This is a genomic window from Nocardia xishanensis NBRC 101358 (assembly GCF_001613365.1).
In the GTDB taxonomy this organism is placed as follows: Bacteria; Actinomycetota; Actinomycetes; order Mycobacteriales; family Mycobacteriaceae; genus Nocardia; species Nocardia xishanensis.
In genome coordinates this window covers 486,641-508,088 of record NZ_BDCF01000001.1, presented here as the reverse complement: position 1 = coordinate 508,088, position 21,448 = coordinate 486,641, and the positions used below count along the sequence as shown (strand labels likewise).

Here is a 21,448-nt window from a genome sequence, read left to right as displayed (position 1 = left end):
ACATGCCGATCGACGAGACCCTTGCCGGGTACAGCAACCTCGCCTTCAAATCGGCGTTCGTCATCTACGTGCTCGCGCTCGGTCTGCTCATCGCGCAGTACGCGTCGGTGCAGACACGCAAGGCCGAGGCGCGCGAACTCGTCACCGTCGGCGGCGGCGCGGGGCCGGGTGTGCCGGGGAAGGTGGCGCCGCCACCGCGCCGCTCGCGCGCCGAACAGTTCGGCAACATGGCGTTCTCCGTGCTGATCGTCGGCATCGTCCTGCACGTCGCCTCGATCGTGCTGCGTGGCTTCGCGACCCACCGCTTCCCGCTCGGCAACATGTACGAGTTCGTCACCATGGCTTGCGCGGCCGCGCTCGTCGTCGGTCTCGGCTTCCTGTACGAGCAGAAGTTCCGTGCCATCTGGGTGTTCCTGATCGCGCCGGTGCTGGTCCTGATGTTTCTCGCCGGACAGGTGCTCTACGCGGAGGCCGCGCCGGTGGTGCCCGCGCTGAAGTCGTTCTGGCTGCCCATCCACGTCACCGTGGTGAGCGTCGGCAGCGGCATCTTCCTGCTCTCCGGTGTCGCGAGCATGCTGTTCCTGTACCGCCTGCGTCAGCCCGAGGGCCAGGAGTCCGACAGCCCGCTCGGCAAGATCGCGCGTCGCCTGCCCGACGCCCGCGCCCTCGATCGCCTCGCCTACAAAACCACCATCATCGGCTTCCCCCTCTTCGGCGCCGGCGTCATCCTCGGCGCCATCTGGGCCGAGGCCGCCTGGGGCCGTTTCTGGGGCTGGGACCCCAAGGAGACCTGCTCGTTCATCGCCTGGGTCCTCTACGCCGCCTACCTGCACGCCCGCGCCACCTCCGGCTGGCGCGACACCAAGGCCGCCTGGATCAACGTCGCCGGCTTCGTCGCGATGCTCTTCAACCTGTTCATCATCAACATCGTGATCAGCGGTCTGCACAGCTACGCGGGTCTGAACTAACTGGCTCCGATCTGCGCGTCAGCGTTTGTCTTCGAAGCTCCCGGTGCGGTTGAATCCGGCTCGGTACGCAGCGGGTACGCAGTGGATTCGAGATTTGCCCGGAGGACGCCGCCTCAGGCAAACCTGAGCATCACCCGCGCTCGGCAAATATATGGCCGAGCCCTAGCAGATGCGCAACACGCCCCGCAGCCTGACTGAGTCGGGCCGATATCTCATTATGCTTGCCAAAAATTAGCTATATCGGTCTGTTCATGCGATTCAGCCGCCGCTGATGTACATCCGATTCGGAACGGAATCAGATATGCGACCTCGATTCGTCGTTATCGTGACCGGTGTGGTCGCGGCCGTCCTGGCTGTCGGTCTGTGGCCCGGTGCCGAGCCGAGCCGAGCCCAACCGCCCGGCGCGGACGTATCCGGTGCCGGGATTCATGTGACGGCATCGGTGGAGAACATCAGAGTGGACCCACCGGGCGACCGGACGCCGAACTTCCTCATGACGTTCGCGCATGCGGCGCAGCTATCCGGCGACTACTCGCTGAACGTGGAGGGCGATGGAATAACGTCCGGCGAGGCCGTCTCGGGGTTCCTAGTCGGCTGCGCGATCAGTCTGGACAACGGCTTCACCGTCGGAATCGATCCGGAACAGGGGCTGATGGCGAGTATTTCCCCCGAATTCAGCCAGTCGGATGTTGCCGCCCGATTGCCGAATGCGCAGGTGACTCCGGTGTCCACCCCGCCGAGTGCGACGCTGACGCCGTCGTCCACACCGCAGCGTGCCAGCACCACCTCCCTGAGTCTCGCTACCACCTCCGCGAGCGCAGCCACTACTTCCCCGAGCGCCGCTACCACCTCCGCGAGCGCAGCCGGTACTTCCCCGAGCGCCACCACTACCTCCCCGAGCGCCACCACTACCTCCCCGAGCGCCACCACTACCTCCGCGAGCGTCGACACCCCGTCGCCGAGCGTCGACACCCCGTCCCCGAGTGCCTCGGCCCCCAGCGCGAGCCTCGGACCGACCGTCGGCGGGAATCTGGGCTTGGCGGAGGTCCTGGAAGCCACCTTGGCGCCGGGCCAGATCACCACGGTCACGACAGTGACGACCCCCCTGGACGACAGGACCGCGTTCCCGTACCACTTCATTTTCAACAACGCCGCGTTGAACGTCGGCCAGTGTGCCTCACCGGTTTCGGCCGTTCCCTTCATCACCGCCACGGTGAGTACCGCGGTGGGGACGGTGCAGACCTCCGCCTACGGCAGCCAGTTCATCTTCTGATCCGACCGGCGACCCGACTCGTAATCGCCGCACAGGCGGCCGTCACCGCCGTCACCACGCTGGACCGCAAGCACTTCTCCATCGTTCGGTCCACGACCGGCCAACTGCTGCTCGCGCCGTACTCGGCTGACCCGGAGCTCGGCTGTCGACGGGCGCCAGCTGGGCTGTGCGAGACTGCGGGTATGTCGAGGCTTCGGGTCGCGGTGCTGGCGTCGGGGAATGGGTCGAATTTGCGTGCGCTGCACGGGGCTTCGATGGAGGAGGAGGCGCGGTTCTCGATCGCGCTGGTCATCGGGAACAACAGTGGGTCAGGGGCGCTGGCGTATGCGCGGGATGCTGGGATTCCGGCGGTGCACATGTCGGGGCGGACGCATCCGGATCCGGCGGAACTGGACGAGGCGATGCGGGCGACGCTCGTCGCGCACGACACGGCTCTGGTCGTCACCGCGGGCTACATGAAGAAGCTGGGGCCGCGGGTGCGCGAGGAGTTCGGTGGCCGCATCATCAATATCCATCCCGCGCTGCTCCCGCGCCACGGCGGGCAAGGCATGTACGGGAAGGCCGTCCACGAGGCCGTGCTGGCCGCGGGTGACGCGGTATCGGGCCCGACGGTCCACTTCGTGACCGAGGAATACGACACGGGCGCGGTCATCGCGCAGAGCGAAGTGCCGGTGCTGCCCGATGACACGGTCGATTCGCTGGCCGAGCGCGTCCTGGCCGCCGAGCACCTGCTGCTTCCCGCAGTTGTACAGATCATCGCGACCCGGGATCCCGCCGCCGCCGACCGCTGACCTGACAACGAGGCTCGCCGTACAAGCCGGATCGTTCCGGCCTCTGCTGCCGCGCCGGCCCGATGCGGCGGATCGGTGGAGGAATTTCTCGCGGTCGCGGCTCGAATCCGTGACATCAGAGCCGCCCGAGTGGATCGCTGCCTTCGGCTACCTTCCGTACTCGACCGCTGCCGTCTTCCACTGGCGCGAAGATGTTTTCGGCTGACAGCCTGCGCCGCGATTGCTACACGAGCGAATCGCGCCCTGGTGCACGCATTCTCGCCCGCCAAATGAAATTACCCGGCCGAGTCCCGCTGTGGCAGTATCGGCCTGGTGAGTGGGGAGAACATCTCGGGGGCGGAGCACACGTGGCCCGAGCGATGGCGATGGGAAGCAAAGCGCGTACGGGATTACGAACGCCGCGGCTGGTCGGGCGTGTGGGTGGAGGGCATCGAGCACGCCGGAGTGCGGGAATCCGGGCTGTTGCTGGCGATGCGCACGCCGCGCAAAATCTACGGCGTGCTGGCGGCGGCGCTCGGGTCGGTGCTGGTCGCGAGTGCCGGAACGAACGCGGTGCTGGCGGTCGTCGAACGGACCTGGGTCGGCCTGCTTGCCTTGGTGTTCGTCGGTCCGGTCGGCGCGGTGGCGCTGCTCGCGGCGTATGGGATCCTGCGTGCACGCCGAGGCGTGGTGCCGGGATTGCTGCTCACGCCGACCCGAATCCTGTATCGCGACAACGTCGGCAGCGTCTTCGCGATCCCGTGGCAGCAGGTCTCGGCCATCGATGCCCGCATCCGGCGCCAAGGCGGAAGCCGCTACGACAACCTCATCGTCGTCGAGGCGCATCCGTCCGCCGAAGTCTGGCAATCCGTCAAGGCGACCGTGCGGCGGATGACGGTCGAACGGGGCGATTTCCGCATTGTCACCGTGTTGGACAGGCATCTGCTCATGAACCCGCTGATCGCTTACAGCCTGCTACGTCATTATTTGGCGAACCCCGACCAGCGGCCGAACGTCTGCCGCGCGCTACCGCTCGATCAGCACTGACGTCGCGGGTACAGCCAACTCCTGGACAGGGCAGGGACCGAGCCCCAACGGCATGTGGGATCGACATGGGTGCGACGCTATCGCCCCCGCGCACGGGCCGTTCAGCGGTCGGTGGTGCCGTCGCCGTCTGGGTGCTGTTGACGCGAGATGCGCCACAGGAACTCGGGGTCGTCGTCGGGGCCGAGGACTCGTTTGCGTTGGGGTGAACGCGGGGTCCGATCGCCAGCATTCACGGGGCCGAACGCCTTCCAGCACAACACCGCGACAGCCACAACAGCGATGAGTGCCAACAGGTACGTCACGTTCGCTCACCTCCTGCTATCGAGGGTAGCCGCGCGCGACGTCCGCGCATACCGCAGACCTCGAATTGCCGCCGACACGACCGGGCGCGGGCATGGACGCCCGCGCCGGTCGTGGTCGTTCTAGCGGGTGGGGCTTGCTTCCGTGGTCAGCGACTTCAGCAGCTGAAGGACTTCGGACTCCCGAAACCGGCGATGCCCGCCCGGAGTGCGCAGCGAGCCGAGACGCCCGGCGTGGGCCCAGCGGGTGACGGTCTTCGGATCGACGTGGAACAGGGCAGCCACTTGGCCGGGTGTCAGCAGAGTGTCCTGGCCGCCGACGGTGATCGCAGTCATAGCAAACCTCTCCGTTCTCGACAGTTCCCTCATCAGATGGCGCCATCGTTGCACCCCAACCCCTAGGTACGCGAACCACCTACAGTTGGTAAAGGCGAAGTAATGGACAAAACGGATCGTCGTCCGACGTATGAAACGGGTGTGGCCCGAGAGCGGGCAACAGCTTCGCATACTCTGGTTCACGTGAGCGACTCGACTCGTCCGGACGGCGCATCGTCCCAGCCCACCGCGCGTCCCGGCCGCAGACTGGCCGTGAATCTGGCGCTGTACACGCTGGCCAGGCTGGCGCTGGTCGCGGCGATCACCGCGGTGATCATCCTGGCCGCGCGACTGGTCTCGGTGGATATTCCGCTGGTCGTCGCCGCCCTCTTCGCGCTGATCATCGCGATGCCGCTGTCGCTGGCCCTGTTCAAGAAGCTGCGCGCCAAGGTCAACGAGGACATCGCGGTGGTCGACGAGAAGCGCCGCAAGGACAAGGCGCAGCTGCGCGCGCGCCTGCGAGGTGAGGGCGGGCCCGGAGCGGCCAAGTGAAGTACTGCGATCGCAGCGCGCCCCGGGACTGGGTCGACAACGCGGTGCGACTGATCGACGCCGATGCCCAGCGCTCGGCCGACACCCACCTGCTCCGCTATCCGCTGCCGGTCGAGTGGAACATCGAGCTGTACCTGAAGGACGAGTCCACCCACATCACCGGGAGCCTCAAGCATCGACTCGCTCGCTCGCTGTTCCTGTACGCCATCTGCAACGGCTGGGTTACCGAGGGGACCACGGTGGTGGAGGCGTCCTCCGGGTCGACCGCCGTGAGCGAGGCGTATTTCGCGAAGCTGCTCGGCCTCGATTTCGTCGCGGTGATGCCCGCGGGCACCTCGCCGCAGAAGATCGCGCTGATCGAGGCGCAGGGCGGCCGTTGCCATTTCGTGGAGCGTCCGCCGGATATGTACACCGAGGCGGCGCGGCTGGCGTCCGAGTGCGGCGGCCACTACATGGACCAGTTCACCCACGCGGAGCGGGCCACCGACTGGCGCGGCAACAACAACATCGCCGAATCCATCTTCGAGCAGATGGTGCTCGAGACGCATCCGGTGCCGGAATGGATCGTGGCGGGGGCGGGCACCGGCGGCACCAGCGCCACCATCGGCCGCTACATCCGCTACCGCAGGCATGCCACCAAGCTCGCCGTGGTCGACCCGGAGAATTCCGCTTTCTACGGCGGCTACGAGACCGGGGACGCCGGATATCAGACCGGCATGTCCTCGCGGATCGAAGGCATCGGCCGCCCTCGGGTGGAGCCCTCGTTCGTCGGGCAGGTGGTCGACCGGATGATCGAGGTGCCCGACGTCGCCTCGATCGCCGCTATGCGGCACGCCAGCCGCGTCCTCGGCCGCCGCGTCGGCGGGTCGACCGGCACCAATCTGTGGGGCGTTTTCCACCTGATCGCGGAGATGCTCGCCGAGAACCGCGATGGCAGCGTGGTCACCCTGCTCTGTGACGGCGGAGATCGATACGCCGGAACCTATTTCGACGATCAGTGGGTCGCCGCGCAGGGCATGAACCTGGCCGAGCCGACCGCCGTGCTCGACGAATTCCACGCCACCGGCATCTGGAACGGGTAGGCACCTCCGCCCCGGCTGTGCGCGGTCTCGGATGTCCGGCCGGCGCTGGTTGTGCGCGCCTCCGCCGCCGCCCGACTCCGCGCGTACCGCCCCTCGGTTTTCTCCGATAGCGAAACCCGCGCTTCCACAGTGCATTGCGCGTCAATTTTTGTTGACACACAGCGTTGGCGTCAATCAAAATTGACGTCATGACTGAGGCAACCACTCTGGCGGCCGCCGCGGGCAGTCCCGACCCCAAGGTCGGACTGCGCGCCGTGCTCGCACTGCGTCGGCTGCTCGAACGGCTGGAGGCGATCCAGGTGACCAACGCCCGCGCGCAGGGCTGGTCATGGCAGGCGATCGCCGACGCGCTCGAGGTCAGCAAGCAGGCGGTCCATCAGAAATACAACCGGAAAGGCAGAAGCTGATGTTCGAACGGTTCAGCAAGTCGGCGCGGACGGCCGTCGTGATCGCGCAGGAAGACGCCCGTGAGCTGCGGTCGCCGAGCATCGAGGTCGAGCACGTGCTGCTCGGCCTGCTCACGCAAGCCGAGCCCGAGCTGAAGGCGCTGCTCGCGGACGCGGGGCTCACCCGCGAGGGTGTGCTGAGCGCCTTGAACGCCGAGGGGCACGCCGAGCCACTCGGCGCCGAGGACGCCGAAGCATTGCGCTCGATCGGCATCGACCTGGACGCGGTGCGCGAATCGCTGGAAGCGGGCTTCGGTGAGGACGTGCTGGATCGTCCGCTCCCCGAGCCGCGTCGCGGACTCCTTGGGCGGCAGTGGTACGGCGGACACATCCCGTTCACCAAGGACGCGAAGAAAGTGCTCGAGCTCTCACTGCGGGAAGCCCTCGCGCGCAAGGACAAAAGCATCGAATCAGGGCACGTGCTGCTCGGTATCCTGCGCGCGCCGAATCAGACCACCGTTGGCCTGTTCGGCGGCTCAGGGCCGATCCACGACCTGCGGCCGAAGGTGCACGCGCTGCTCGACCGTGCGGCCTGACGAACGCGGAAAACCATTTCCCGCCAGCGGCGGCGGCTCACCGCATTTAGCATGTGCGCATGCAGCTCGTGCTTCGGTTGATCATCAACGCGTTCGCCATATGGTTGGCCGCCGAATGGGTGGGCGGTATCGACATCCTGAGCCCGAAAGAGAACGGCACCGGCGGCGAGATTCTCGTCGCCCTCGCCATCGCGGTGGTGTTCACCGTGGTCAACGCGCTGGTGAAGCCGTTGGTGAAACTGCTGTCGCTGCCGCTGATCGTGCTGACCCTCGGCTTGTTCCTGCTGTTGATCAACGCGCTGATGCTCTGGCTCACCGCGGAGATCACCGAACTCGTCGACGCTCCCGAATACGGTTTGGTGGTCGACGGATTCTGGGCCGCCGTGCTCGGCGGCATCATCATCTCGCTGGTGAACTGGGTTCTCGGCGTGCTGGTTCCCGACAACGACTGACGGACCGGTCAGGCGAAGCCGAGCGCCAGCGCGGTCAGCGCCGACCAGGCGAGCAGGGCGAGACCGGAATCACGCAGCGCCGGAATCAGTTCCAAACCGTTGCCGCCCGACCGCACGGGTGCGTTGGCGCGCACCGCGAGCGGGAGGGCGAGCACGCCGACGAGGGCGAAGGGCGTGCGGATCACCAGCAGCAGGGTGACCACGAACGGCGCGGCCAGCAGCGCGAGGTGCAGGGTGCGGGTGCGTGGATCGCCGAGCTTGACCGCGAGCGTGGTCTTTCCGGATTCGGTGTCGGTGGGAATGTCGCGCAGGTTGTTGGCCACCAGCACCGCGCTGGAGAACGAACCGACCGCCACCGCGAGGGCCGCGCCCACCCAGTCGACGCGCTCGGCCTGCACGAACTGCGTGCCGAGCACGGCGACCAGCCCGAAGAACACGAACACCGCGAGCTCGCCGAAACCGCTGTAGCCGTACGGCTTGCTGCCGCCGGTGTAGAACCACGCGCCCGCCAAGCAGGCCACGCCGACCAGCAGCAGCCACCACGCGGTCGTGGCGACGAGCACCAGACCGAGAACCGCGCCGATCGCCAGGCTCAGTATCGCGGCGTTCTTGACCGCCGCGGGCGAGGCGAGCTTGGACCCGACCAGCCGCAGCGGGCCGACGCGCTCGTCGTCGGTGCCCCTGATGCCGTCGGAGTAGTCGTTGGCGTAGTTGACCCCGATGATCAGGGCCAGCGAAACCAGCAGCGCCAGAACGGCTTTCCACCACACCGCGGCATCGAGCGAGGCTGCGGCGCCGGTACCGGCGATGACCGGGGCGATCGCGTTCGGCAGGGTGCGGGGCCGTGCGCCCTCGATCCATTGCGCTGCTGTAGCCATGAACGCAGCCTAATAGGCGCTGTCGAGCGGGGCTTGCCGACAGTCCGCGGGCGCTCAGGCCTCGGCCGTCGCCTTCAGCCGGGTGAGACCTTTTTCGAAGTCCTTGCCGACCATCCGGTCCATGGGGATCACCTTGCCGATCAGCGCCATCAGGCCCTGCTGCTGCCCGGTCATTCGCCAGACCACCTCGGTGGCGCCGGACTCGGTGGGATTCAGCTCGAAGTCGACGTGGTTGGTCGCTTTGAAGGGCTTGAGGAACTCCAGACGGATGCCGATCTCGCGTTCGGCGTCGGAGACGATCTCCATGTTGCCCGCGCCCGCCTTGCGGTTGCCGCTCCAGGCGTAGTGTGCGCCGACACCGGATGGCGCGCCGGAATAGGTGCGCTGGAGCTGCGGGTCGAGATCCTCCCAGGGGGACCACTTCGTCCACTCCCGGAAATTGTCGATGAGCGTGTGGATGTGTGTGGGGTCGGCTGAAACGACGACCCGTCGGACCACTTCGAACTCAGCCATGCGCAAAGCGTAGGCGCAAGCCCGCCGTTATCCAGGGAGGAAAACGATGTCAGTCTCAGCCCGCTCCCTCGCATACGATGACCACGGCATGTTTCCAGATCGGCGCGGCCCCGAGGGCCCGAATCCCACCGCTACGCCGCAGGCGGGCGCATCGGTCGTGGTGGCCCTGCTCGGCGAGGTCGCACTGCGCCGCGACGGCGCGCTCACACCCGTACCCGGAGCCCGGTCCCGGCTGCTGCTCACCGCGCTCGCCCTGCGACCTGGCCGCAGCCGCACGGCATCGGCCTTGATCGAAGACGTATGGGCCGACCAGCCGCCACGCTCGCCGATGAACGCGCTGCACACCCAGGTGTCGCGGCTGCGCTCGACGCTGCCCGACGGCGCGCTGGAGATCGGTCCCGCGGGTTACCGGCTCACCTTCGCGCCCGACCAGGTCGACCTGACGCACGGTGGCGCGTTGCTGGCCCGAGCCCGCGGCGGGCTCGCGGCGGGGGACGTCGCCGCGTGCCTGGGATCGGTGCACGAGGCGCGAGCGCTCTGGCGCGGCGAACCCGCCGCCGACCTGCCGCCCGGTGAGATCGCGGAGGAACTCGCGCGCGTCGCGGCGTCGCTGACCGCCGAACTCGACGCGCTCGAGTTGGCCGCGCGGGAATCCGGCGGCGACATCCCCGGCGCACTCGACCTGGCGCGGCGTCGCGCGGCCGCCGAACCACTCGACGAACCCGCCCAACTGGCCCTCATGCGGCTGCTCGCGCGCGCCGACCGGGCCAACGAGGCGCTGGAATCCTTCGCGGGGTTCCGGACCCGCCTCGCCGATCAGCTCGGCGCGGACCCGGGACGGGCGCTCGTCGAGTTGAACACCGCCATCCTGCGGGGTGAGGCGGTGGGCGCCCCCGAACGGACGGCGGCGACCAACGGTGGAAGCGTCCCGCCCGACCGGCGGGGAACCGTGACGCTCAATGTCATCGAAAAACCCGAACCGGCGGCCTCTTCCGACCCGGAGGGGTCGGCGCATGCCGCGGCCGTCGGTATCCCGGACGCGAGCACGGCGTCACCGCTGCACGCACAGTTGTTGTCTCGCTCCGAGAGTCCGCGCGAGGCCATCGGCTTGCGCGCCGCGCCGAACGCACTGCTGGGCAGGGACGCCGACCTCGACCAGCTCGCCGAGCTGCTGCGCGCCGCCCGGGTGGTCACCGTGCTCGGGCCGGGGGGAACCGGAAAGACCAGGGTGGCCAACGAAGTCGGCGCCAGGGTGGCGCGGCAGGAATCCGTGGTGCTCGTGGAGCTCGCGTCGGTGCGCTCGACCTCCGTGGACGACGCGCGGGCCGATATCGAGTCGGCGATCAGTACGACGCTCGGCATCGGCGAGGTGGTCCGCGAGCCGGGTCTGCTGCGGCCGGGGCGGATCGACACGGGCAGGCGGCTGCGCGACGCGCTGTCGGCCCGTCCGATGCTGCTGATCTTGGACAACTGCGAACACCTCGTCGATGCCGTCGCCGAGGTCGTCGGCGACCTGATCGGCAGCTGCGACCAGCTCACCGTGCTGACCACCAGCCGCGCCCCGCTGGCCATCACCGCCGAGAGCGTCTATCCCTTGGCGCCCTTGGCCATCGACGCCGCGGGCTCGCCCGCCACCGACCTGTTCAGCGCGCGGGCCCGCGCGGTGCGGCCGACGGTGCGCCTCGACCCGGACGCCGTCGCCAGGCTGTGCGCGATGCTGGACGGACTGCCACTGGCCATCGAACTCGCCGCCGCCCGTGCCCGCACCATGAGCGTCGAGGAGATCGAGGCCAGGCTCGAGCACCGATTCGCCCTGCTGCGCGGCGGCGACCGCTCGTCACCTGAACGGCACCGCACACTGCACGCGGTGATCGCGTGGAGCTGGAACCTGCTCGATCCGCCGCAGCAGGCGACATTGCGCCGAATGTGCCGCTTTCCAGCGGGTTTCACCTCGATCGCCGCCGAGGCGGTGGCGGGCGGACCGGACGTCGACGATGTGGCCGCCGCGGTGGACGGCTTGGTGAGCCAGTCGCTGCTCACCGTGCTCGAGGACGAGGACGGCACGCGGTACCGAATGCTTGAGACGGTCCGTGAATTCGGTGAGGAACAGCTGACCACCGTCGGTGAAGTCGAGCATGTCATGCGGCGGATGTCGCGGTGGGCGGCCGAATACTCGGTGGACGCCGCCCTGCGCTACCGCACCGACGAACAGCTGACGACGGTGCTCTCGGTCGCCGCCGAACAGGACAACCTGGCGGGTGTGCTGCGCTACGCGCTGGACCGCGACGACGCCGCGACGGTGTATCGCGTGTTCCCTGTCCTCGCGATGCTGTGGATGATGCGCGGCGCGCATATGGAGCTGACGTCGTGGGCGCCGCGAGTGCTGCGCTCCGCGCCCGAGCGGGAACCCGCGCGCGGCGTCATCGCGGATCTGCGGATGCTGGCCGCGCTGACGATCGGAATACACCTGGTCTTCCTGAACGCCGATCTGCGCCCGCTGGCCACCGTGCGGGCGCGCACCCGGGTGTTGCTGCGCACCGCCGTCGGGATGAACCCCGGGTTGCGCCACCTCGGCGGGTTGCTGATCGTGGACGCCTCGGGAAAAGGCCTTGCGCGCATTCTCGCCGACGGAGCGCGTTCCTCCGACCCCGACGTGCGGGCGGCCGCGCTCATCGCCCGCGCGAACATCAGGGAGAACGCGGGCGACGTGCACGGCTCGGCCCGCGACGCGCTCGGCGCGCTGCGGTTGCTGGAAGGCAAAGATCTATGGGGCCTCGCCATGGTCTGTCAGCACCTAGGCCAGCTCGGCGGGCAGACCGCCCGCTACGCCGATTCGGTGGACTACTACCGCAGGGCCGCCGCCGCGCTGCGCACCCTGCGGGCCCACGACGAGGCCGTGGAGATTCGCAGCTATCTCGCGGTCGCGCTGATCGGCGTGGGCCAGGTGGAGCGGGCACGCGAGGAATTGGCCTTCGCGCTCGGCGCTTCCGACGACCCGGCTTATGTCGCCCCGATCGACGATCCGAACGTCCGGCGCAACCATCGGCTGGCCACCGTGTCGGGTGGTGTCGCGGAACTCGCACTGGCCGAGGGCGATACCGACATCGGATTGCGGTATTACCGCAGGGCGCTCGAGCTGTTGGGCTGGCCGGACGATGATCTGACGCCGGGGCCGGGCGGGCTCATGCTGGCGAGCGCGATGATCGGCGCGCAGGTGCTGTACGGACGCGCCGAGGAGGCGACGGAACTCGCCGCCGAAGTCACCGAGAGCGCTGCGGGCAGGCTTGCCCAGTTCTACGACCTGCCGCAGATAGGCGCGGTGGCGTGCGCGGTCGGCTCGCATCGGCTCGCGATCGAGCCGGATGCGGAGGCGGGTATGGAGCTGCTCGCGCTGTCCGCGAAGGTCGTTGCCCGGCAGGACTATCCGTCGATGATGGTGCGGCGGCACTGGGACTTTCACCGGTCGCGAGTCGGCTCCGAGCGGATGGACGCGGCCTTGCGCGCGGCCACCGGGATGCGGCGCAGGACCGGAGCGGCACGGATCATCGCGCTGCTGCGCGAGTTGAGCGGGCGGCTGGACGCTTAGCTCGGAGGCCAGCACACCGTGCGCGGCCGAAGTGATTGCGGAGGTTCGCCCAGGGGAAACGGCAAAGGCCGGAACCTCTTCCGAGATTCCGGCCGTGTCGTGTCGATCAAGCTCTGCGCATGTACGCCTTGACCGTCAGCGGGGCGAACACGGCGATCACGACCGCCGAGCCGATCAGCGACCACGCCAGGTTGCTGCCGTAGACGTTGCCGTTCATGAGGTCTCGGCACGCGTTCACCATGTAGTACACCGGGTTGACGTGGTTGATGCCCTGCATCCAGCCCGGCATGGTCTGTGCCGGAGCGAAGGCGCCGGACATGAAGGTGAGCGGGAACATCACCATCATCGAGATGCCCTGCACCGACGAAGCGCTCTTGCCGGTCACGCCGACCAGAGCCCAGATCCAGCTGATCGCGAACGAGCACACCACGATGACCAGTGCGGCGACCAGCACGCCGGCCACGCCGCCGCCCGGACGGTAGCCGAGGCACAGGCCGACGATCACGGTGAGCGTGGTGGCGATGCCGTAGCGCACCATGTCGGCGATCAGCGCGCCGCTCAGCGCCGAGATACGGGCGATCGGAAGCGATTTGAAGCGGTCGAAGACGCCCTTGTCCATGTCCTCGCGCAGCTGGGTGCCGGTGACTACGGAGGTGAGCACCACGGTCTGCACGAGGATGCCGGGAATCAGCAGGGGCAGGTAGTCGTGCGCGTTGCCCGCGATGGCGCCGCCGAAGATGTAGGTGAACAGCGCCGTGAACAGGATCGGCTGTATCGTCACGTCGAACAGCTGCTCGGGATTGTGCTTGATCTTGAGGATGCCCCGGTAGGCCATGGTGAGCGAGCTCGACACCGTCTGGCGGATGCCGATTCGGTTGCTTGCTTCGGGGATTCGTAGGGGGGCCGCGGCGGCGGTCGGTGCGGTGATGGTGGTCATGCCGCGCTCCGTTCGTTGTCGTCGGCCGGGTGGCCGGTGATGGTCAGGAAGACTTCGTCGAGGCTGGGCTTGCTCACCGTGATCTCGTCGATCGCGATGTCCCACTCGCGCAGCCGGATCAGCAGGTCGGTGGTGACGCTCGCGTCAGGCAGTGGCGCGGTGAGCCGACCGGCCTCGGGGGTGATCTGCGCCTCGGCGCCGAGGAAATCGCCGACGATGCGGCGGGCCTCGGCGAGCTGCGCTTCGTCGACCAGGGTCAGATGCAGCGAGGAACCGCCGACCGAGGCCTTGAGTTCGTCGGCGGTGCCGTCGGCGATCACCCGGCCGCGGTCGATCACGGCGATCCGGTCGGCCAGCTGATCCGCCTCGTCCAGGTACTGCGTGGTGAGCAGCACCGTCGCGCCCTCGCGGACGAGGCGGCGGATGGTCTCCCACATCTGGGCGCGGGTGCGCGGGTCGAGGCCGGTGGTCGGCTCGTCGAGGAACAGCAACGGCGGCGCGGCGATCAGGCTCGCCGCGAGATCGAGGCGGCGGCGCATACCGCCGGAGAAGTTCTTCAGCGGCTTGTTCGCCGCTTCCGTGAGGTCGAACTCCTCGAGCAGTTCGCTCGCTTTACGCCGGGAGTCGGCCCGGCTCAGGCCGAGCAGGCGGGAGAAGATGATCAGGTTCTCGGTGGCGGTCAGGCCCTCGTCCACCGAGGCGTACTGCCCGGTGAGGCCGAGCAGCGACCTGACCGCGGTCGGCTCGGCGACCACGTCGTGGCCGAAGATCCTGGCGCTACCGCCGTCGGGACGCAGCAGCGTCGAGAGCATTCGGATGGTGGTGGTCTTGCCCGCCCCGTTCGGCCCGAGCACTCCGTACACCGAGCCTTGCGGCACCGTCAGACTCACCCCGTCCACGGCCCGCTGCTCCCCGAACACCTTGACCAGGGCGTCGGCTTCGACGGCCGGCGCTGCATGTGGCGCGAAAGAATTCATGCCACGAACTCTGTCGCCCACCCCTTGCACCACCCTTGCGCCGCGATTGCACGCCCTCTTGCATCACGCCGACACGGCTTTCATACGTGCCAGCGGGCATAGATCCTGTGTGCGGCGTCGCTGTCGTTTCGTGCGCCTCGCGCAGGACGAGGCCGATGCCGGATCGCCCGGCGAGTCCGGTGAGCCCGCGCCCACCGGCGGCGGTTGCGGGCCTTGTGAGGAGTGCGGAGAGCCTGCGCGGTCAGTTGGCGGACTGGGCGAGGAGCAATTCGCGGAGCTTGGTCCGGTTGGGTTTGCCGGGGCCGTGCAACGGAAGTTCGTCCAGTAGGGCCAGTTCTCGGGGCGCGGCTATGGCGTCGAGTTCCCGGACGACGTGGTCGCGCAGTTCGTCGAGCGTTGGGGTGGCTCCCGCGGTGGGCACGACCGCGACCGCGACGCGCTGGCCGAGCCGTTCGTCGGGCAAGCCGAGCACCACGCACTCGCTGATGGACGGATGCGTCACCAGCACGGCCTCGACCACCTGCGGGATGACCAGCAATCCGCCCGTCATGATGGCCTCGTCCAGGCGTCCGGTGACTCGCAGCACGCCGTTGTCGAAAGCGCCCGCGTCCTCGGTGCGGAACCAGCCGGGCTCGGCGAAAGCGGGGTGATCGGGCTGGCCGCGATAACCGCTGGCGATCATGGCGCCGCCGAGCAGCACGCGGCCGTCCTCGATGCGCACCTTCGCGCCGTCCAGCGGCACGCCCTCATAGACGCAGCCGCCGCAGGTCTCGCTCATGCCGTAGGTCCGAACGACGTTGATACCGGCCGCTTTCGCGCGCTCGTACACCGGCAGCGGGGTCGCCGCGCCGCCGACGAGCACCGCGTCCAGATCGGCGAGCGCCTCGGCGGCGCCTGGCGCGTCGAGCGCCTTGATCAGCTGGGTCGGCACGAGGGCGGTGTAGCGGCGCTCGCCGCGCATGCCCGACACCGCGCCGACCAGGGCCTCGGGAAGAAAGCCGCCGGAGACGTCGAGCACGGCGGGCTCGGTGCCCGCGAGGATGCTGCGCAGGAGGACCTGGAGGCCGGCGATGTGGTGGGTCGGCAGCGCGAGCAGCCAGGCGCCGGGACCGCCGAGGCGGTCGTGGGTCGCGGTGCCGCTGGCGCGCAGCGCGGAGGCGCTGAGCATCGCGCCCTTGGGCACGCCGGTGGTGCCGGAGGTGGTGACGACAAGCGCCACGTCGTCGTCGATCGCTTCGCCGGGGGAGAGCGCGTCGCTGAGCCGACGGGCCTCCCTGCGGTCGCTGGTCGGGATGGGCAGCCACGCGGGGCCGTTGCCTTCCAACGCTTCTCGCAGATGCGGCAGCACGTCACCCAGACCGGATCCGGTCGGCATAGGAAGCGTCCGCAGAGTGTTGCTCACGACCACACCTCGCCGTCGCTCGGTTCCATCACGATAGGGATCGTGTCATGCCCGCGCCGTCGCGCGGGGAACGGGTCGGTTTGCTGGGGCGGCGCGCGCAGCGTGCGGCCGCCCCGAAAAAATGGGGCTCGGCTAGGCCAGACATCGAGACTGCGATTCACTCGTCGGACGGGACGCGGATGGCGGTCGCCCGGACATCGGCGGCCGGGCGTCCGCTAGAGCGCTATCGTCCTCGCCGAGCCAGCCCTTGGCAACTCGGCATTCGGACCCCGGTCCGCTCTCCTGCCGCCGATCAGTCCTCCGACCAGCGGGAATCTCGCCGGATCGGATGTTCGGGCGGAATCTCCACCAGCACCACCGGCACACCGTCGGGGTCGCGGATCCACATTTCGATCAGACCCCACGGCTCCTGTTTCGGTGCGCGATCGATCGGGATTCCCTTCAGCGCCAGCTCGACGGCGGCCGAGTCGACATCGCGCACCTGCAACCAGATCGCGCCGTCGAAGGCCGTCGACGCGCCCGTCCCGCCGTGCGCCGCGACCTCGACCAGCGACTGTCCAGCGAAGAAAACGGTTCCACCTGGATATTCCCTGGCAATCGCGAGACCGAGTCCGTCGCGGTAGAACTCGAGCGTTCTCGCGTAGTCGCCCGGCCGCAGAATCACCCGGCTGCTGAGGATCTCCATGGGGCCAGTCCCTTCGTCAGAAGTACCAAGGGTAGGGCGTCCAATCCGGCTTGCGCTTCTCCAAGAACGCGTCGCGACCTTCCACCGCTTCGTCGGTCATGTACGCCATGCGGGTTGCTTCGCCCGCGAACAGCTGCTGGCCGACCAGGCCGTCGTCGAGCAGGTTGAACGCGTACTTCAGCATGCGCTGCGCCTGCGGGGATTTGCCGTTGATGTCGGCGGTCCACTCCAGCGCGACGTCCTCCAGCTCGGCGTGGTCGACGACCTTGTTGACCGCGCCCATCTGGTGCATCTCCTCGGCGGTGTAGGGCCTGCCGAGGAAGAAGATCTCGCGAGCGAACTTCTGGCCGACCATCTTGGCCAGGTAGGCGCTGCCGTAGCCGCCGTCGAAACTGCCCACGTCGGCGTCGGTCTGCTTGAACCTGGCGTGCTCGCGGCTGGCCAGCGTCAGGTCGCAGACCACGTGCAAGCTGTGCCCTCCGCCCGCGGCCCAGCCGTTGACCAGCGCGATGACGACCTTGGGCATGAAGCGGATGAGGCGCTGGACCTCGAGGATGTGCAGCCTGCCCGCGCGCGCCTGGTCGACGGTGTCCGAGGTGTCGCCGCTGGCGTACTGGTAACCGCTGCGGCCGCGAATGCGCTGGTCACCGCCGGAGCAGAAGGCCCAGCCGCCGTCCTTGGGGCTCGGTCCGTTGCCGGTGATCAGGACCGCGCCGACGTCGGGCGTCATCCGAGCGTGGTCGAGCGCCCGGTAGAGCTCGTCGACGGTGTGTGGCCGAAACGCGTTGCGCACCTCGGGCCGATCGAACGCCACCCGCACCGTGCCCTGTTCGATATGCCGGTGGTAGGTGATGTCGGTCAGATTCTCGAATCCGGGGACCGGTCGCCACAGCTTGGGATTGAACGTCACGCTTGTGATTATTGCCCGCGGCGAAAGATCCGGTGCCAGCGACTTCCGTGCATTTCGGCGCCGTGGGCTTGACGGTGTAAAACTACGCGTTACCGTGCAGGTATGAGTGAGCGTGTGAAACCTGTTCCAGATTCGGCCGCGGAGGCGCCCGCGGAATCGGGTGCGCCGCGTTCCCAGGGGACGGCGACCCGTCCGCGTATCGATCGCAGCGCGGTGGACGAGAGCCGATACGAGCGGCACGGCGGATTCCCGAAGGTAGCCCGCGCCCGGATCGGTTCGAATTTCGGGCCTTTCGTGGAAGCCATGCGCACGTTGCAGGATCTGGCGGTCTCGGTCGACGCGCCCGACGAGGTGTTCGGCGAAGCGTTGGCGCAGGCACGCGAACTCATCGAGCTGCTCGAGCCCTATCGCGCACCGGAATTGCAGGGCCCGGCGGGCCGGGCGGTGGAATTGCCCGGGCGCGGCAGCCTGTTGCTGCTGCCGTGGCGGGTGCTTTCGGCCGGACCGGACGGCATCACCATGACGGGCGAGTTCCGCCGTTTCCATCTCGGCGGCAACGGCGCGGCGCACGGCGGCGTGCTCCCGCTGCTGTTCGACGATCTGCTCGGGATGATCGTGCATTACGCGGGCAGGCCGATCAGCCGGACGGCTTACCTGCACGTGAACTACCGCAAGATCACACCGCTGGAACGGGCGCTGACGGTGTGCGGGCGCGTCGACCGCGTCGAGGGCCGCAAGACCTTCATCACCGCCGAATTGCGCGATGAGCAGGGCGATTTGCTGGCAGCTTGTGAAGGGTTGATGGTGCAGTTGCTGCCGTGGCAGCCGTGAGCGGAACTAGCTCGTGTGACGGCGCGCACCAGTGCGTATAGTGGCGTGCGCTCGTTCATCGACATCTATTCCGGAGGAACCTGAAAGTGGTTGCAGCACTGTCTGAATCCCTGCTCGACGACGCGAAGCGCTCGGCCTTCCTTGCCGATGCCAAGGAGGTTCTCGACGCCGAGGTGTCGGATAAGGGCGGGGCGTCCGGCCTTGCGGTCAAGGGCGGCTACGCTGCGGTGAAGAAGATCAGCCCGTCCATCGTGCCGGACGCGCTGGAGTCCTTGGCGCCCAAGCTGGTCGAGCAGCTGGAGCCGTTCTGGCAGGAGTACAAGGCCGCGGGCTCGGGCCAGTTCGCCGACCTGCTCGTGTCCAAGTCCGACGAGGTCGCCGAGGCGCTCCTCCAGGTGACCGACGCCCGCGCCAATGCCTCCAGCCGTCCCGCGCTGCAGAAGGTGTACTCCTCGATGCGCTCCTCGGCCAAGAAGAACGTCATCGAGGCCCTCCCGCGCCTCGGCGACCTGGTGCAGCGCCACGCGAACTGATCGCACACCGCAGTCGCACGCCGAGCCCCGGCCGCCCGGGCTCGGCGTGCGACTGTGCGTTTCGGGGGTCCACCGCGCGTCCACCGCACGGCGACGCAACCCGCTGATCAGCCGTGCCCTCTCCGCGCGGCCAAGCCAGGCGCGGACAGAAAATCGACCGCTCGATCCCGGCCTCCCAGCCACCCACAAGGCGAGTCTTAGCCCGTTCGCGGCCGTCTCGCTTCTGGCCGTGCGAACCCCAGGCATTGTGTGCGACCGAGACTCGCCGAAGCCGAGGGCCGCGCTCCGGCAGCAGGCCCGAGCGTGCACCGAGTTCCGGACGTTCGATCCCGCCCTCTCGGCCACCCCGAGGGCGAGTCTTACGAGCCCGTTCGCGGCCGTCTCGCTTCTGAGCGGCCGAGACGCATGCGACGAAGTCGCGAGAATCGGCCGCTCAGAAGCGAGACACACGGGGCCGCGAACCCGCGCGCCCCGGCGCGCCAGCAACACTGTGACCAGGGTGACGGAGACGGCGCGCGGACTGTCTGAGAGGCTGGAGCCGTGAACCCGTCTACCGCTCAGGCTCGAGTAGTCGTCGACGAACTTGTGCGCGGGGGTGTCCGCGATGTGGTGTTGTGTCCCGGTTCGCGGAACGCTCCGCTCGCCTTCGCGCTCCAGGCCGCCGACGCGGCCGGTCGGTTGCGGCTGCACATGCGCATCGACGAACGAACCGCGGGTTTTCTCGCCATCGGTCTGGCGATCGCGGGCAACAATCCGGTTCCGGTGGTGATGACCTCGGGTACCGCGGTCGCGAATCTCGGCCCCGCGGTGCTGGAGGCGAACTACGCGCGGGTCCCGCTGATCGTGCTGAGCGCCAATCGGCCTTACGAGATGCTGGGCACCGGCGCCAATCAGACCGTCGAGCAGCTGGGCCTGTTCGGTAGCCAGGTGCGTGCCACCATCAGTCTCGGGCTTGCCGAGGTAGACCACAGCGGCAACGGCAGCGGTCCGTACGGGCAGCAGAACAGCGTGTGGCGCTCGGCGGTGTGCCGGGTGCTCGCCGCGGCCCGCGGGACGCGTTCGGGCAACGCGGGCCCGGTCCATTTCGACATTCCGCTGCGCGAGCCGCTGGTGCCGGACCCGGAGGCGGCCGCGGGCCCAGAAGGACGCACGGACGGGCAGCCCTGGACGGCGACGCAGTACGCGACGCTGGACGTGCCGCTCGACATCGATCTGACCCCGGACACCGTGGTGATCTCCGGGCACGGCGCCGGTCTGCGCCCCGAGTTGGCCGAGTTGCCGACCGTCGCGGAGCCGACCGCGCCCATGCACGGCCCGGCGCTGCACCCGCTAGCGCTGCCGTTGCTGAAACCGAAGCAGGCCATCATCACCGGTCGCCCGACCCTGCACCGGCAGGTGTCCAAGGTGCTCTCCGATCCATCCGTCACCGTGTTCGCGCTGACGACCGGTCCGCGCTGGCCCGATGTGTCGGGCAATGTCGTCGGTACCGGCACCCGCGCGATCACCATCGGCGCGCCGAGCGCGGAGTGGCTCGCGCATTGCCGCGAGGTGAGCGACAACGCCGAACAGGTGGTGCGCGCCGCGCTCGCCGGCCACCCGAAGCCGACCGGCCTGCACGTGGCCGCGGTCGTGATGGACGCGCTGCGCGAGGGCGATCAGCTCCTGCTCGGCGCGTCCAATCCGGTGCGCGACGCGGCTCTGGTCTCGCATCCGCGCCCCGGCATCAAGGTGCTGTCGAACCGCGGCGTGGCAGGCATCGACGGAACGGTGTCGACGGCCGTCGGCGCGGCCGTGGCGCACGGCGGCCGCACCGTCGCGCTGATCGGCGATCTGACATTCCTGCACGACGCGTCGGGACTGCTGATCGGGCCCGGCGAGCCGCGGCCGGTCGACCTGACGATCGTGGTCGCCAACGACGACGGCGGCGGCATCTTCGAGCTACTCGAACAGGGCGACCCGCAGTACGCGGGCGTCTTCGAACGCGTCTTCGGCACGCCGCACGGCATGGACCTGGCCGCGCTGTGCGCCGCGTACCGCGTTCCGCACCGGCAGGTGGACCCGGAACAGCTGGCGGCCGAACTGGCCGGGCACGCGCACGGTCTGCGGGTGCTGGAGGTGGCGACGGAACGGTCCAGCCTGCGCGAGCTGCACGCCGCGGTGCGGGCCAAGATCGCGACCTGAGCCCTTCGACGGACTATTCGGCCTCGTCGCGATCCTCGTCGTCGATCGGCACGGGGATGGACTGCTCGATGAGGTCGGCTTCGTTCGCGTCCCAGATGTCGCGATCGACCGCGGGACGCGCCGCGCGTTCGACGCCGGTTTCCGCGGCGGCCCGGTCGTCGGTATCGGCGTCGTCCACCTGGTAGGCGGGCGTGGATTGCTCCACGCGATCGGCCTCCGGGGCGTCGTCCAACGTACGCGGGGTGCTGCGATCGATCATCGTGTGCTCCTCTCCG

The 21,448-nt window shown here is 68.7% G+C and carries 23 protein-coding genes; 13 read left to right on the top strand and 10 right to left on the bottom strand.

The window, feature by feature from the left end; translation table 11 throughout:
• Positions 1–2 precede the first annotated feature (2 nt).
• The 4 genes from ccsB (at position 3) to NX1_RS02090 (ending at position 4,058) form a co-directional block, all read left to right on the top strand.
• Positions 3–968, top strand: coding sequence for a c-type cytochrome biogenesis protein CcsB (ccsB, locus tag NX1_RS02105; protein ID WP_068052687.1), 966 nt, complete (start codon positions 3–5; stop codon positions 966–968).
• 271 nt (positions 969–1,239) lie between these two features.
• On the top strand, positions 1,240–2,241 hold the full coding sequence (locus NX1_RS38605) for an MspA family porin (protein WP_084500816.1): 1,002 nt from the start codon (positions 1,240–1,242) through the stop codon (positions 2,239–2,241).
• Between the two features lie 182 nt (positions 2,242–2,423).
• Positions 2,424–3,032, top strand: coding sequence for a phosphoribosylglycinamide formyltransferase (purN, locus tag NX1_RS02095; RefSeq protein WP_068052680.1), 609 nt, complete (start codon positions 2,424–2,426; stop codon positions 3,030–3,032).
• 312 nt (positions 3,033–3,344) lie between these two features.
• A complete protein-coding gene (locus tag NX1_RS02090; protein ID WP_157119477.1) occupies positions 3,345–4,058 on the top strand; it encodes a hypothetical protein in 714 nt (237 codons plus the stop codon).
• A gap of 101 nt (positions 4,059–4,159) precedes the next feature.
• Here the strand turns inward: NX1_RS02090 and NX1_RS02085 are convergent, their stop codons facing one another.
• Positions 4,160–4,360, bottom strand: a complete 201-nt coding sequence (locus NX1_RS02085) for a hypothetical protein (RefSeq protein ID WP_068052674.1) — start codon at positions 4,358–4,360, stop codon at positions 4,160–4,162.
• A gap of 120 nt (positions 4,361–4,480) precedes the next feature.
• The gene (locus NX1_RS02080; RefSeq protein ID WP_068052671.1) at positions 4,481–4,693 is read right to left on the bottom strand and encodes a BldC family transcriptional regulator; all 213 of its coding nucleotides are present in this window, start codon (positions 4,691–4,693) and stop codon (positions 4,481–4,483) included.
• A gap of 183 nt (positions 4,694–4,876) precedes the next feature.
• Between NX1_RS02080 and NX1_RS02075 the strand changes: the two genes are divergently transcribed.
• The 5 genes from NX1_RS02075 to NX1_RS02055 all read left to right on the top strand — a co-directional run bounded on the left by NX1_RS02075 (position 4,877) and on the right by NX1_RS02055 (position 7,740).
• Positions 4,877–5,224 (top strand): DUF4229 domain-containing protein, encoded by a 348-nt coding sequence (locus NX1_RS02075; RefSeq protein WP_068052668.1) that lies wholly within the window; start codon positions 4,877–4,879, stop codon positions 5,222–5,224.
• Complete coding sequence (cds1, locus tag NX1_RS02070; protein ID WP_068052665.1) at positions 5,221–6,306, top strand: L-cysteine desulfhydrase Cds1; 1,086 nt, start codon at positions 5,221–5,223, stop codon at positions 6,304–6,306. Before NX1_RS02075 ends, cds1 begins: the two co-directional genes overlap by 4 nt.
• Positions 6,307–6,494: 188 nt before the next feature.
• Positions 6,495–6,713 (top strand): hypothetical protein, encoded by a 219-nt coding sequence (locus NX1_RS02065; protein ID WP_068052662.1) that lies wholly within the window; start codon positions 6,495–6,497, stop codon positions 6,711–6,713.
• Positions 6,713–7,288 carry a Clp protease N-terminal domain-containing protein gene (locus tag NX1_RS02060; protein ID WP_068052659.1) on the top strand — a complete coding sequence of 192 codons (576 nt, stop codon included), beginning with the start codon at positions 6,713–6,715 and terminating at the stop codon, positions 7,286–7,288. The genes NX1_RS02065 and NX1_RS02060 overlap by 1 nt, the downstream gene beginning before the upstream one ends.
• Positions 7,289–7,347: 59 nt before the next feature.
• Complete coding sequence (locus NX1_RS02055) at positions 7,348–7,740, top strand: phage holin family protein (protein WP_068052657.1); 393 nt, start codon at positions 7,348–7,350, stop codon at positions 7,738–7,740.
• Positions 7,741–7,748: 8 nt separating this feature from the next.
• On the opposite strand, the gene NX1_RS02050 is transcribed toward NX1_RS02055, so the two are convergent.
• Both NX1_RS02050 and NX1_RS02045 read right to left on the bottom strand, forming a co-directional pair.
• Entirely contained in the window at positions 7,749–8,618 is an 870-nt protein-coding gene (locus tag NX1_RS02050; RefSeq protein WP_068052655.1) for a 1,4-dihydroxy-2-naphthoate polyprenyltransferase, read from the bottom strand.
• A 54-nt stretch (positions 8,619–8,672) separates the two neighbouring features.
• Entirely contained in the window at positions 8,673–9,131 is a 459-nt protein-coding gene (locus tag NX1_RS02045; protein ID WP_068052652.1) for an SRPBCC family protein, read from the bottom strand.
• Positions 9,132–9,219: 88 nt separating this feature from the next.
• On the opposite strand from NX1_RS02045, the gene NX1_RS02040 reads away from it, so the two are divergent.
• Complete coding sequence (locus NX1_RS02040) at positions 9,220–12,717, top strand: AfsR/SARP family transcriptional regulator (protein WP_068052649.1); 3,498 nt, start codon at positions 9,220–9,222, stop codon at positions 12,715–12,717.
• A 106-nt stretch (positions 12,718–12,823) separates the two neighbouring features.
• Here NX1_RS02040 and NX1_RS02035 read toward each other — a convergent pair whose 3' ends face one another.
• The 5 genes from NX1_RS02035 to NX1_RS02015 form a co-directional block, all read right to left on the bottom strand.
• Positions 12,824–13,654, bottom strand: coding sequence for an ABC transporter permease (locus tag NX1_RS02035; protein ID WP_068052644.1), 831 nt, complete (start codon positions 13,652–13,654; stop codon positions 12,824–12,826).
• The gene (locus tag NX1_RS02030) at positions 13,651–14,631 is read right to left on the bottom strand and encodes an ATP-binding cassette domain-containing protein (protein WP_068052641.1); all 981 of its coding nucleotides are present in this window, start codon (positions 14,629–14,631) and stop codon (positions 13,651–13,653) included. The genes NX1_RS02035 and NX1_RS02030 overlap by 4 nt, the downstream gene beginning before the upstream one ends.
• Before the next feature lie 241 nt (positions 14,632–14,872).
• Complete coding sequence (gene menE / locus NX1_RS02025; protein ID WP_068052638.1) at positions 14,873–16,006, bottom strand: o-succinylbenzoate--CoA ligase; 1,134 nt, start codon at positions 16,004–16,006, stop codon at positions 14,873–14,875.
• Between the two features lie 319 nt (positions 16,007–16,325).
• Complete coding sequence (locus NX1_RS02020) at positions 16,326–16,718, bottom strand: VOC family protein (protein ID WP_068052635.1); 393 nt, start codon at positions 16,716–16,718, stop codon at positions 16,326–16,328.
• Positions 16,719–16,734: 16 nt separating this feature from the next.
• Positions 16,735–17,628: a 1,4-dihydroxy-2-naphthoyl-CoA synthase gene (locus tag NX1_RS02015; protein ID WP_068052633.1), complete on the bottom strand. Its 894-nt coding sequence runs from the start codon at positions 17,626–17,628 to the stop codon at positions 16,735–16,737.
• Between the two features lie 102 nt (positions 17,629–17,730).
• On the opposite strand from NX1_RS02015, the gene NX1_RS02010 reads away from it, so the two are divergent.
• The 3 genes from NX1_RS02010 (at position 17,731) to menD (ending at position 21,173) form a co-directional block, all read left to right on the top strand.
• Entirely contained in the window at positions 17,731–18,459 is a 729-nt protein-coding gene (locus tag NX1_RS02010) for a PaaI family thioesterase (RefSeq protein ID WP_084500806.1), read from the top strand.
• An 86-nt stretch (positions 18,460–18,545) separates the two neighbouring features.
• A complete protein-coding gene (locus tag NX1_RS02005; RefSeq protein WP_068052630.1) occupies positions 18,546–18,992 on the top strand; it encodes a DUF6918 family protein in 447 nt (148 codons plus the stop codon).
• 540 nt (positions 18,993–19,532) lie between these two features.
• Positions 19,533–21,173 (top strand): 2-succinyl-5-enolpyruvyl-6-hydroxy-3-cyclohexene-1-carboxylic-acid synthase, encoded by a 1,641-nt coding sequence (menD, locus tag NX1_RS02000; RefSeq protein ID WP_068052627.1) that lies wholly within the window; start codon positions 19,533–19,535, stop codon positions 21,171–21,173.
• A gap of 13 nt (positions 21,174–21,186) precedes the next feature.
• Here the strand turns inward: menD and NX1_RS01995 are convergent, their stop codons facing one another.
• The gene (locus NX1_RS01995; RefSeq protein ID WP_068052914.1) at positions 21,187–21,432 is read right to left on the bottom strand and encodes an Rv3202a family protein; all 246 of its coding nucleotides are present in this window, start codon (positions 21,430–21,432) and stop codon (positions 21,187–21,189) included.
• Positions 21,433–21,448 lie beyond the last annotated feature (16 nt).